General features: G+C 42.9%; 13 protein-coding genes. 8 read left to right on the forward strand and 5 right to left on the reverse strand.

Going from position 1 to position 11,735, the window contains the following annotated elements; translation table 11 throughout:
* Window positions 1-345: 345 nt before the first annotated feature.
* Window positions 346-858 (reverse strand): hypothetical protein, encoded by a 513-nt coding sequence (locus VB732_RS28205; RefSeq protein WP_323234182.1) that lies wholly within the window; start codon window positions 856-858, stop codon window positions 346-348.
* Window positions 859-864: 6 nt separating this feature from the next.
* Window positions 865-1,095 (reverse strand): hypothetical protein, encoded by a 231-nt coding sequence (locus tag VB732_RS28210; RefSeq protein WP_114085582.1) that lies wholly within the window; start codon window positions 1,093-1,095, stop codon window positions 865-867.
* A 300-nt stretch (window positions 1,096-1,395) separates the two neighbouring features.
* Between VB732_RS28210 and VB732_RS28215 the strand changes: the two genes are divergently transcribed.
* From VB732_RS28215 to VB732_RS28240, 6 genes are all read left to right on the forward strand, one after another.
* A complete protein-coding gene (locus tag VB732_RS28215) occupies window positions 1,396-1,602 on the forward strand; it encodes a ribbon-helix-helix domain-containing protein (RefSeq protein WP_242065072.1) in 207 nt (68 codons plus the stop codon).
* Between the two features lies 1 nt (window position 1,603).
* Window positions 1,604-1,747 carry a hypothetical protein gene (locus tag VB732_RS28220; protein WP_190937646.1) on the forward strand — a complete coding sequence of 48 codons (144 nt, stop codon included), beginning with the start codon at window positions 1,604-1,606 and terminating at the stop codon, window positions 1,745-1,747.
* 221 nt (window positions 1,748-1,968) lie between these two features.
* On the forward strand, window positions 1,969-3,186 hold the full coding sequence (locus tag VB732_RS28225) for a hypothetical protein (RefSeq protein ID WP_323234183.1): 1,218 nt from the start codon (window positions 1,969-1,971) through the stop codon (window positions 3,184-3,186).
* A 246-nt stretch (window positions 3,187-3,432) separates the two neighbouring features.
* Window positions 3,433-4,821: a replicative DNA helicase gene (dnaB, locus tag VB732_RS28230; protein WP_323234184.1), complete on the forward strand. Its 1,389-nt coding sequence runs from the start codon at window positions 3,433-3,435 to the stop codon at window positions 4,819-4,821.
* A gap of 227 nt (window positions 4,822-5,048) precedes the next feature.
* Window positions 5,049-5,297 carry a hypothetical protein gene (locus VB732_RS28235; RefSeq protein WP_323234185.1) on the forward strand — a complete coding sequence of 83 codons (249 nt, stop codon included), beginning with the start codon at window positions 5,049-5,051 and terminating at the stop codon, window positions 5,295-5,297.
* A 244-nt stretch (window positions 5,298-5,541) separates the two neighbouring features.
* Window positions 5,542-7,563 (forward strand): hypothetical protein, encoded by a 2,022-nt coding sequence (locus tag VB732_RS28240; protein WP_323234186.1) that lies wholly within the window; start codon window positions 5,542-5,544, stop codon window positions 7,561-7,563.
* A gap of 219 nt (window positions 7,564-7,782) precedes the next feature.
* Here VB732_RS28240 and VB732_RS28245 read toward each other — a convergent pair whose 3' ends face one another.
* Genes VB732_RS28245 through VB732_RS28255 form a run of 3 tightly spaced genes read right to left on the reverse strand, consistent with a single transcriptional unit; the run spans window position 7,783 to window position 9,818 of the window.
* Window positions 7,783-8,520 carry a DUF6753 family protein gene (locus VB732_RS28245; protein WP_323234187.1) on the reverse strand — a complete coding sequence of 246 codons (738 nt, stop codon included), beginning with the start codon at window positions 8,518-8,520 and terminating at the stop codon, window positions 7,783-7,785.
* A complete protein-coding gene (locus tag VB732_RS28250; protein ID WP_323234188.1) occupies window positions 8,520-9,299 on the reverse strand; it encodes a hypothetical protein in 780 nt (259 codons plus the stop codon). Before VB732_RS28250 ends, VB732_RS28245 begins: the two co-directional genes overlap by 1 nt.
* Window positions 9,300-9,818, reverse strand: coding sequence for a hypothetical protein (locus VB732_RS28255; protein ID WP_323234189.1), 519 nt, complete (start codon window positions 9,816-9,818; stop codon window positions 9,300-9,302).
* A 454-nt stretch (window positions 9,819-10,272) separates the two neighbouring features.
* Here VB732_RS28255 and VB732_RS28260 point away from each other — a divergent pair, with 454 nt between their 5' ends.
* Complete coding sequence (locus tag VB732_RS28260; protein WP_323234190.1) at window positions 10,273-10,671, forward strand: plasmid mobilization protein; 399 nt, start codon at window positions 10,273-10,275, stop codon at window positions 10,669-10,671.
* A partial coding sequence (locus VB732_RS28265) for a relaxase/mobilization nuclease domain-containing protein (RefSeq protein WP_323234191.1) occupies window positions 10,652-11,735 on the forward strand: 1,084 nt, incomplete at its 3' end. The genes VB732_RS28260 and VB732_RS28265, both read left to right, overlap by 20 nt.

An 11,735-nucleotide genomic window follows, 5' to 3' on the forward strand; every position in this document is an offset into this window, starting at 1 on the left:
ACGAATACGCCCCTTTTGGACTAGTTGACGCGCTTGTACCAAAGCCTTTGTCCGCGACGCGCGGTAGTAGATGTTACCAATGCTTAGAACAAACTCAACTGTATTGAGTTGTGATTTATCTCTGCTGTGTGCTGTTTATATAAGCTCGGCACTTCGTAGCAGCGCCTTAGCACCTTGTCCCGATTGAGCTTTAAGTCAGCACTCTTAGACTGACGCGGTAAAGGACGGAAATAGTACTGGGTGTATCTGATACTGTCACTGCTTGTTAAATATCTGTACAAGGTTCCATTAATCCAGTAAGTTTTGCTCTGGCTCAATAGCGTGACGCATCCTACAAGCTCTTTATCAATCATCATTTTTATCTCCCGCGACACACGCACCCGTCAAGCTTGCACCCAGGAAGACGGCGATAGAGGCGATGGCACTTCCTTCAAAAATTTTGGCGTTGTAGATCCATGTGGGTTGATATTCCTCCCCTCTGCTTTCCTCAATCCGGTCAAAGCCGTGACAAAAGATAGTACCAACAACCATAAAACTAGTAGTTACCAAGCTCAGAATTGCTACTTCTGACGCAGCATCTTGTATGAATGAGTTAATCTTTTCACGCCAAGTCTTCACGCGGCGAATGTGCATTACTGGCTTTTGTTCTAGATATGAATGCCACTCAGAATCAGTAAAATTCGTGGGCTTGTAATCATAGGATTCGTGTTCGTCAAGTAGTTCGCCTACTGCTTGGATTGCATCGCCTAGCATCACATCTGGGGAGTATTCTAGTTGTCTGAATTCCTCCGAATCTCGGATTTCTATGAGCCAGCGATCTATTGCTTCTAACCTTCGTAATTGATTTTGGTGGAGCATAAATCCTTATCCTTCTTTTTGTTTATTTCTGTGGACTTTGAATTGCTTACAAGCCCACTCAAAGCTGTAGTTGAGAGTGTCTGCAACCGCTTCCCATTCCTCAAGATTCATTGCTTGCAGGATGCTTGCGTCTACAGTCTGTGTCCATCTTTTGAAAGCGACAGTTGCCCAAGTTCCATTGATTTCTGAGATTTGCCACCAAACTGAAAAAGGCAACTTTTTAATATCGATATCCATACTTGGTCTATGTAGTTTTCAAGGTTCAAACACGCACAATTCCCGCGACCGCAGATATAAAGCGACCGCTATGCAAATGTGCTGAGAAATAGCGAAAATTAGTTGTAAAAGTCAGCGCTTGCAAGCCTTGCAACCCTCAAAAGGAAATCGCCTTAACGTTTTGCGCTTGGGTCTTACTTGCGTCTGCCTTAAGTTATTGACGTATCGATAACCTTGACACTAATATATTAATAGATAAGTTCTGAACTTGTCAACTAAGTTCAGAACTGCTTAGAACCAGCTGCTTTTTGACAAGTTTTGATGTTAACTGAAAATGTCGGAATATATCAGAACTTTTCTAATATAATGGCAACGTCAAAGGCAAAAGTAACTTTTACATGCAGTCCTGAGTTAAAAGAAAAACTACAAGAATGGGCGGACAGCGAAAGCCGAACGCTATCAAATTTAGTTGAACTGATCACCCAACAAGCAGTAACAAACCATGAAAACAAAGTGAGCAACAAGTAATATGATTAACGCTTACCAACCGGACATCACAGCACAACTAGACGATATAGACGAGCGCTTAGAACAATTGGGTGATGAATTAGACATTATCCCCACAATACAAAACGGTATGAGGCGGGAAGGCGCAAACAATCAACAGATTTAGCGTCTCTCATACACAAATCCCCACTAGTGGCAACTAGAGGGGATGCGTACCAGAGGAAACTGGATTTTCATTAATTTTTTTGTCATAACGCGGGTAACTCCGAACTGAAAATGTCCTGCAAGACTTTTCGGAACCGCGACCGCACTACTATAGTAATCAACTTTGCGGTCGCCGTGCAAGGAGTTATCCGAAATCAACACAAAATTTCGGAATGTTACAAAATGAAATCTCAAAGCGTAGACAGTGCGATCGCGAATCAGGCATTAGCAGCATATAGAGCAACCCACGGCTACGAACCTTCATTTACCAAGCTTTACTGGTGTGTGGCAAACAAAGTGGGTGTTTGCGAGGCTTTACTAATTCAAATCATTGAAAGCTGGTGTATTGCGAACGCGAAGAATAACAAGCGCGGATACTTACACAATGAGGAATGGTGGACTAGTGCTACTTACAGCGCATGGGCAGAAAAATATCCTTCACTGGGTACACAGAAAAGTATCCAAAAAAGGTTATTAGCTCTAGAAAAACTTGGTTATGTGATTGCCTGTCAGCCCAGGAAGAAAGAAGGCAGTAGCGCCAAATTCTATCGTGTGGATGCCGTCAAAGTAGGAGCATTGATTCTTCAGGGTCTATCCGTGGTCACTAATAGTGACGATGTAAATAATACGAGATTATCCGTGGTCACTAATAGTGACGATGTAAATAATACGAGATTATCCGTGGTCACTAATAGTGATGGGGTAGTCACTAATAGTGATGGGGTAGTCACTAATAGTGATGTCCCACCCCCTTTAAAGTCAGTCGCAGAACAGCTTTCAGCGTCTTTATTAGATTACAGAAATAAATTACCTCAATCCATCACTGGAGAGACGGAGGAAAAAGAGGAAGAAGAAAGGAAAGAAACTGACCAAGAAAAAGCACTTCCAGATAATCACTACGCTGTTAAAAAAGAGAAAATCTCTGCAACTAACGAGAAATCCACTCATGAGGATCTAAATTCCGGCGCGGCGCGTGAGAATCATTCTCAAATTTTGGTTTTCAGTGATGACCCAGTTAAAGAAGTGGATTTCCTGCTTTACTATCTGACCTATCAGCGCTCGCAAGGTAAAGACATTAACAACGTTGCCCCATACGTAGCCGCAGTGCTTTCTAAAAAAGATGAAGGTAGTGCAGAGATATTTTGCTTATTTAAGCAATGGAAAGTGGGTTGCAGGACATTGGAGCGCAAAATTAACAACTTCGCTGATGACCCCGCAGAAGTAGAGAAACAGCGTAAGCGCTACGATTTTCCTAGCTGGGAGCCGCGGATGCACGATCACTACTACAGTAGGCTCTTCTCTGAGGGACTATCAAAGTTTTGCGAACATAAAATATCTGCCAAATGGTACGAATGGGCGAGTGCCAAGTTTCCTGAAAGATTTGTAGATATTCCTGATTGACCAAGCCCCGAAGAGGCTGGGTGTAGGGGGTAGGGTGTGGGGTATAGGGTAAGAATTTAGACCCGTCCCAAGTGCTGCGACCTAATTCTGAAGAAGAACGATACAAGTCCCTCAATTTCTTGATGGTGTTCTCTACACCCTATCCCCTACACCCTTCTTTTGGATGGAACGACAATCACACCACGGCTCCTATTTGCCTAGCGTATGCCTGTAAAAATTTTGAGTTAATGGGAATCAAAGATTAATATGTACACCAGTGACGAAAACGTAATTCCTTTTGCCACCACAGCCAATAAGCTACCACCACAAAGCATTGAATCTGAAGAGGCGATACTTGGGGGCATCTTGCTTGACCCAGGAGCTATAGAACGTGTCCGCGACATTTTGAAGCCTCATCACTTCTATATCAGCGCTCATGGTAGAATTTACAACGCAGCCCAAAGACTGAATGCACTTGAATTGCCCACAGATTTGCTGATGGTCACGAACTATCTGGCTGATAATGGCTTATTAGAAATTATCGGCGGACGAAACAAGTTAGCATCGTTGGTTGACAGGACTGTATCAGCAGTTAACATTGATGCGCTGGCAGGTCTGGTTGTGGAAAAATGGAAGCGCCGGGAACTGGGTAGACTGGGAAGCATTGCCATTGAGTTGCAGCACAAGTCCAATGAAGAAACGCCCTTAGAGAAAGCCTTTGAACAATTACAGGACTTGATCTATGAGTTGCAGCGCTCGTCTGACACTGCCGGGGCCAGCCATATTTCAGATGTAGTTATCAATCTATTTCAGGATATTGAAGACCGCAGCCAGGGTAAGGTTTTACCTGGCATTCCCACCGGCTTTTATGATCTTGATGCACTAACAGCTGGATTTAATCGTAATGATTTAGTCATCGTTGCGGGTCGTCCGGCGATGGGGAAATCAGCGTTTGCGGCTCAGATAGCTTTTTATCTAGCCTCTGCATATCATTTTCCAGTTGTCGTGTTCAGCTTGGAAATGTCAAAGCTACAGATTGCCATGAGAGCGCTTTCAGGTGAGGCAGGCATAGAAAGCGGCTATTTGAAAACAGGGCGTATCTCTAACAAACAATGGGAGCCACTATCACGGGGCATTAGTGCATTATCAGAACTATCTGTTTATTTAGATGACCGTCCAGACCCATCACTGAGCTATATAGAATCTGAATGCCGTAAAATCATGGCACAAGAGCGCCGTGATTTGGGGTTAATCGTCGTCGATTATCTGCAATTGATGGATGGTAACTCTGGGGGCAACAGAAACAATGAGATAGAAAAGCTGACACGCGGACTTAAGCGTTTAGCGATGAAGTTACAAACACCTGTAATGTGTTTATCGCAACTATCAAGAGCAGTAGAAAGCCGTAATAACAAACGCCCCATGCTCTCGGATTTACGTGACAGTGGCGGGATTGAGCAGGACGCGGACAAAGTAATCATGTTGTATCGTGATGAATATTACGACACCAATACGCAAGACAAAGGAATTGCAGAGATTATCCTTGCTAAAAACCGCGATGGAGCCACAGGCACAATCCAACTACTGTTTGATGCACACTTAACGAAATTTAAGAACATGGTGCGATCGCAGTCAGTACAAAGTGGCTGGGATTAAAAAGCTAGGTCAGGGAAGTGTTTCTCTGACTTAGCTGATTAAGCAATACTTGTGAGGGCATTTCTTAATTCCAACTTGAAAGCCTGACTGCTAAAGACTTTTGAGAGCCAATGTCTCGCATCGCTGTTGCGCGGTCATATTTATTTCAATTGCTTTTGCGTAATTGCTTGATAAAGCTTTGATATATATTAAGTGTCAAGCAATTTTACTTATAAGGATAGAAGCAAATGGCAGTATTTGATATACAAGCAGAGTGGCGTAATGGTCATTTTAAACCCCTCGCTCCTTTACCAATTGATGAAGGAGGATATTTTATGTTATTCCGTTCGCTAAACAGTATTCTTCCTGTTTCTTACAATCGTGGAGTTTTGACACCTCCTAGCGGTACTTTTAACTTAGCCACAGGAACTACCCACCAAATTTGCATTGCGAATAGTTCACAAGAGCTAGAAAATTCCCCAACTTATGGCAACTAATAAGTAATAAGTAATAAGTTTACAAAATGTCAAATAATAGATTCTTCACGTAGCTGAAGAGATACGTGAAGAATCTTTCTGAGCGCGCTCAAAAAGATTCTTTTTAAAGAGTTGTTCAACTATTTATATTTTGTGCATTTCTATGTTTATACACCCTAGTGAGGTTCTAAAGCACCGTAACCTCTCCAGGTGCGCCGCAATTCTTAAGATGAGTGCTATTTGCATAATTTTCTCTGTCTCACTTGTGAGTTCTGCAAACGCTAAATTATCCAATGCAGAGGCGGCGGACTCTATTGAGCAACTTGAGAGTCAGAATGAGAAAGAACGTTTAAAAGCAGTACAGCAGCTTGATCAAGGTGTCTCAGCCACCAAAGTTAAAAATGCTATGACAGCACTGGTCAAGCAATTAAAGGTAGAAAAAAATTTAAAGACAAAATTCTGGATTATTTCAGTCATTGGAAGCATTAGTGCAAAATCCGATAATGCTGCACCTGCGGTTATTGAAACACAAGTTATTCCTGCACTTGTAGAAACATTGACAGACAGTAAAGAACGTGATGTGAAATCAACGGCCGCCCGTTCTTTACAGCAAGTGGGGCAGAGTCTGCAAAATAAGGCAGACACCCTATCTTTAGAACAATTGAAAAAAGCAATATCGGACTTAAATCAGGCATACACGGCTCTCAGTACTGCTGATCAGAGTTTTGCACAAACCCCTGCGGCAAATATTAGTGCAGTGCAAAAGTTTCTCAAGCGCGAATACGACTCTCGTTTGACCCAGAGGATCACTGATTTTCTTCAGAAAAATCCTTGGTTATACAGTACTGTTATTTTGTTAATTTTTTATGGAGGAACGCTTTGGCTTCGTCCTCAATGGCTATTGTTGCTGCCGACAGAACTCAAACTCTCTTGGCTTAAACCCGTTGAGTTGCCATTTGAGATTGTGCGCTATCTCAAGTATCGTCCCAGAGTACTAGACGCTTGGGTAGTGATGCGTATAAAGTCGGCTAGAGAGCGATTTTCCTTGAAGGGGACAGTCAGCGATCGCCAAATTCACTTCTTCTCTATTCCGATTATTATTGATGGCAAGACGCAGAAACTAACTCCTCAAAACCTTCAGTCTATTTTTGCAAATGAAGTATTCAGGGTACTAATTTACGGCGAAGGAGGAACTGGAAAAACCAGTATTGCCTGCCAGATTGCGAACTGGGCAATGGCTCCTGATGAGGCAGAACGGCTCTGTAAACACCTGATGCTCCCAGTCCTAATTGAAGAAGAACTGGATTTTGAAGTGCCGAAGGAGAAACGATTAAAAGAAGCCATTCGCAGAGAGTTGCGCTTGCTCACCACTGACAAGGAATTAATTTCTGAGGAACTCGTGGTTCGGCTTTTGGTTGATCGACGTATTCTCGTTATTGTTGATCATTTTTCGGAACTGAAACCTGAAACCCAGGAAGCAATTAAGGCAGGTGTTGCTGACTTACCTGCTAATGCAGTTGTTATCACCTCCCGCAATGAAAAAATTCTGGGAACGACTATTAAAACTTGTCTTAAACCTTGTGCGCTTAATGCTGAACTACTGACTCTTTTTATTAGTGAGTATCTCAGTAAACTAGATAAGCGGTCGTTGTACTCCGATGATGCCTTCCTTAGAGCCTGCGCTCACCTTAAAGAGATTGCAGGACAGCGAGAAGTTACAGTACTGCTGGCAAAACTTTATGCAAAACAGATGATCACAGCTAAAGAGAGAGGGACAGATCAAAACTTTCCTACCTCTATCCCTAATCTTATCCTTAGCTATTTGAATGAACTCAACCAGAATCAAGACGGTAAAAATCATCAATTGAGTAATTCGGCTGTGCGTCAGGATGCCAAAATTATTGCTTGGGAGTGCCTGAAAAAATCTTACCAGCCCAATTCAGCAACAGTTGATGACATTTTGGCAGTTCTCGGTGGTGAAGATGCCAAAGTTAGATTAGAACATTTAGATGAGAACCATTTAGGAATTGTGCAACAGCAAAGTCCCGAAGAGAGAATTCGCTTTGTGCTAGATCCTATTGCAGAGTATCTTGCTGCACTATATTTATTAGATATTAATAGAGATCATACTGATCGCTGGCAAGAATTTTTACTCAAAGTAGATTCTCTATCCATTGAAACTATTCGAGATTTTTTATTAGCTGTGAGGGACTGCTGTTTAGCTAAAAAAATAGAAGTTGAGATACCGAAATTTGTTTTGGAACGACTTGAGCAAATATTGGCATAGGATTTCTAGCAGCCAATTCCGTGCAATAGGCGTATGCGGTCGCTCCTCTTAAATTTCGCTTTGTGTCGGGTTTCTGAATAGAAAGTAAATTTGGGTAAAATTTGCATTGCTTTAAGCAAGCAAGGAATAAGTTTCGGTATGAGCTGAATCATTACATGAAATGGCTCAAATGTGTAAGCAGACACAGTTCTTTGAAATCGACGTTGAAACAACAAATTTTTACCGCCGTCGCCGTTGATTAGGATCAGTCCCCAAATTTTTCTCAACCCGTTGCAGCTTGGTATTACTCCAATCAGTATTCTGCAAAATTTTCTGTAGAGACTCGGTAGTTTCAATAGGAGTAGGGATTGGGGTCAGGTGCGAATAAAACCAAAACAGAATAAAAAATGAGATCGGAGAGACAAGCCAGATTCTAATAGCTCTAGTCCAACCTTTAACGACCGATTCCGCGTCTTTTTGGTTCAATAGAGATATTCCCGTCTGAATCTCTTTCAATTGTTCTTGCAACGGTTGGCTCAATGTCTCTGGTTGCCTTGGGGAGATATTGTTCAAATTCTCGGAGAGTTTGGTTAAGCTCGTCAATTGCTTGAGTTGTTGCTGAGATGTTAGATTTAATGCGCTCAAGGCTGTCCCTAGCTGATTGCAACTCGTCGCTAGGTTTTTGATGTTCTCTGTGTGGTCGGCTTGGGTCTTCAATTGCTCCGCCGTCAGTTGACTCCATTCGTTTAGCTCTACCTGTAAATTTTCAAATAATAATTTCCAATCGTTTGGTGCAGTTTCTGTCAGTTGTGCCAAATAACCGATGTACTGCACTAACCGAAATGCTGGGTCATCTTGTTTCATCCCAGAATCAAGCGCAAACCGCAAGACTTTCGCTTGAAACTCCGGCGGCTTTTCTGACAGCAACCTATCTAAATGAGATACCGCACCATTGCCATTACCATTACTTACAGCCATTACTCTAACCCCAACTGTACAGCCGCCTTAGAAAACTCAGTCTCAACCGCATCAATCCAGCCAAAAACTCTCGATTGATTACTCAAACTAAAATCCTCATGCTCTAGAGCTTCTCTGAAAGTAAGATCCTTGGAGTCAACGAGGTCAAAAATATCGTCATATAACTCAGGCAATAAAAGTTCAATCGCCCCCAATGCCTCTACAGATTGCTTGATCTTAGAATTGTTGTAGCGGGTGAACTTATGCTCATCACCCCAGTAGAGATTTTTCACAACTACATAATCAACTTTGTCACCGCAGAAATCCACCAGCCGTTTTAACTGCAATAGGCTATCCTTGACTCGACCCAGCACCGACACCATAGTGATGCGATAACCCAAACGCTGGGCATTTTGAAACAGAAAAATATCCTTAGCCACTGACTCAAAATACTCAGCAGCCCCAGCAGGTAGATCCACCAGAGAAACTTGAGGAGATAAACGCTTCAAATCATCCTGCAAAGCATCAGCACCACCGCGCTGATTTAGTTTGAGCGTTTGCACGCCAGGAGCGACTTTGTTGTAATGACGATAAAGCTGAGGATTAGACTGGTCACATTCATAAGCAATGCAGTTGATATTTCTGTGCCGATAAATGTCGAGGAGGATTCTAGCCACCACACTTTTACCAGTACCGCCCTTATCCCCAGTCACCAACACCAAGCGCCCAAGAGTTTTTGGCTGTAAAGAAGGCTTATCTTCCTGAACTTGGTCAGCCGATTGTTTAGGTTTGACTACCATCTATAAATCCTCATCAGAGATTATTTCAGGCACAAAAGCAGGACGAGAGAAATTTTGATTCTCTGGAGCTTTTACATCAGAGGTCTTTTTAGCCGTTTTAGGAGTTGTTGATTTTGATGAAGCGGGTTTTGATTTAGGTTGTGATTTCGATTCAGATTTTTGAACAGACTGATTACTGCTTTGCTCCGTCGCCGAATTCTCGTCTAAAGCCGGCTCATCAATAACTTGTGTACTGGTATTCTCTTCACTAGGAGGAGTGGCTGACTTTTTGCGCGTAGACCTACGAATATCGTTAAGTAAATAACGGATACGTTCAGGACTAATGTTGATATCCAAAGGGGCTAAAGTTTTAGACACTTCCTCGTAGCTATAGCCGAGACGAAGTACTCGTTCAATTTGACGGCGCATCTTTTTAATAGCTGCTCGTGCTGGGATATCATCTAATTCCTTAGCACCCAAAGCGCGTAAAGCATCAAGAGCCTCTGGAATCTTCGACTTAGGAATATTGTCTTTAGCCACAAGATTAAAAATCAAACTAATGTTTATGTTTAAAACTTTACTTTAACGCGGAGCATCTATCTAAAGACAGGTAATTATCAATGCAACAAATAGTTAAGAAACAGCAATAGATATTAACGTAACTGATTGAACAGTGATTACTCAAAGCGTGTAAGATAACTCACGAACAGTTAATCAAAAATAAATCACACAGTCATCGGTAAAAATTATCCATACTCTAATTTACGTCAACTCGTTAGTAATATCATCGTGGTGGTAGCCGGAGATTACGCACTTTGTCCCCACGCGGGTAGTTCCCCTAGTCCTTCTGCCTCCCCCAAAGACTGGTTAAGAGCAAGCCATGCCTAGCACTGCGTGCTGTCTCGCTAAAGCTCGACTCGGCAGGCTTGCCAAAGGGGGAAGTATCCCCACTTTGGAAACCCCCTCAAAAACTGCATCTTGTTTGGTTTGATTTATGCCCAAAGCTTCTTCTCAATCACTCGTCCGCACTAAAATGTTGCAAGCGCGATTCAGCCCGATTGAATATGAAATGATTCGCTCTAAAGCAGAAGATACGGGTTTGAGCTTGGGAGAATTGACGAGACGCTGTATGTTACTGCGACCAATCCCAGCACCACCGCCGCGACTGGGCAGAGTGACAGTAGACACATACCTGGAACTGTCGCGTATCGGCAACAACATCAACCAACTGGCTAAAGCCACCAATACCGCCATTAAAATGCAGTTGCCACCGCCAGCATCACCAGAACTTCTACAAGAGTTACTAGAACTGCTACGACATTGCCAACAGGAAATAGCCAATACCTTCATCGAAGAATCGGACGAGGAAACAGATGATTGGCAACCAGACTAAAGGGCGAGGGTTTCGCGGACTGCTGAATTATTTGGAGTCTCAGAAAGATGCCAAACTCATTGGTGGCAACATGGGCGGCAATAACGCCCGTGCCCTGGCCAGAGAATTCAAAATTTCCCGACAACTAAACCCAGAAGCTGACCGAGTAGTGTACCACGCATCATTATCACTACCAGACAACGAGCGACTAGACGAACCAACCTGGAACGAACTTGCTAACCGCTATCTCGAAGAGATGGGATTTGACAGTAACCAGTACGTAGTCTACAGACACAGCAACACGGAACACGACCACATACATATCTGCGCTAGCCGCATTCGGTTAGATAACGGGAAGATTGTACATGATAGCTGGGATTACAAGCGCAGTGAAACCATTATTCGGCAGCTAGAAAGAGATTACGGCTTACAACAAACCCAAAGCAGCCATGAGAAATTATCGCGTAATCCCAGTATTGGACAACAAAAACGGTTAGAAAGAGAACACGAAGAATATATCAACGGTGAGCGCCCGACACCACAAGAGCGCCCCATTAAGCAACAACTCCAGGAATTAATCGACCGCGCCACAATAGATAAACTAACTATGCCCCAACTGGTTGAGCGGTTGCAATTACAAGGTGTAGAAGTTCGCCACGGATTAACGCGCAACGGGAAAAGTAAGGGCATTTCGTACTCGTGGAATGACCAGAAATTCAGTGGCACATCTTTGGGCCCTGCCTATACATTCCCCGGTTTACAAAAACATAAGGGGATTGACTACCAGCCACAACGGGATGATGAGCTTATTGAGAATCTGTTAAAAAATCCTAAAGAGCAAGCAGTGGAGAGCCAAAGATTCATAAATACAATCGCTGACTTTATTGAACAGTCAGTAGTTGAATCAGCCTTGGTTGAAACGTTGCCACAATTAACAGAACAACTATCCGGGTATCAGCAGCAACTAGCTAATAATAAAACCACATTTGACGACCTGGAAACCGCGATTGTTGATGAAGAGCAACAACTGTCATCACAAAAAGCTGTGGATGCAATCTCTGACTTTATTGAACAGTCAGTAGTTG

Source organism: Nostoc sp. UHCC 0252, assembly GCF_034931145.1.
Lineage (GTDB): Bacteria > Cyanobacteriota > Cyanobacteriia > Cyanobacteriales > Nostocaceae > Nostoc.

Excerpts from the sequence above, each read along its gene's own strand:
- VB732_RS28205 (WP_323234182.1), bottom strand. The coding sequence starts at position 858 with ATGCTCCACCAAAATCAATTACGAAGGTTAGAAGCAATAGATCGCTGG.
- VB732_RS28210 (WP_114085582.1), bottom strand. The coding sequence starts at position 1,095 with ATGGATATCGATATTAAAAAGTTGCCTTTTTCAGTTTGGTGGCAAATC.
- VB732_RS28215 (WP_242065072.1), top strand. The coding sequence starts at position 1,396 with ATGTTAACTGAAAATGTCGGAATATATCAGAACTTTTCTAATATAATG.
- VB732_RS28220 (WP_190937646.1), top strand. The coding sequence starts at position 1,604 with ATGATTAACGCTTACCAACCGGACATCACAGCACAACTAGACGATATA.
- VB732_RS28225 (WP_323234183.1), top strand. The coding sequence starts at position 1,969 with ATGAAATCTCAAAGCGTAGACAGTGCGATCGCGAATCAGGCATTAGCA.
- dnaB (WP_323234184.1), top strand. The coding sequence starts at position 3,433 with ATGTACACCAGTGACGAAAACGTAATTCCTTTTGCCACCACAGCCAAT.
- VB732_RS28235 (WP_323234185.1), top strand. The coding sequence starts at position 5,049 with ATGGCAGTATTTGATATACAAGCAGAGTGGCGTAATGGTCATTTTAAA.
- VB732_RS28245 (WP_323234187.1), bottom strand. The coding sequence starts at position 8,520 with ATGGCTGTAAGTAATGGTAATGGCAATGGTGCGGTATCTCATTTAGAT.
- VB732_RS28250 (WP_323234188.1), bottom strand. The coding sequence starts at position 9,299 with ATGGTAGTCAAACCTAAACAATCGGCTGACCAAGTTCAGGAAGATAAG.
- VB732_RS28260 (WP_323234190.1), top strand. The coding sequence starts at position 10,273 with ATGCCCAAAGCTTCTTCTCAATCACTCGTCCGCACTAAAATGTTGCAA.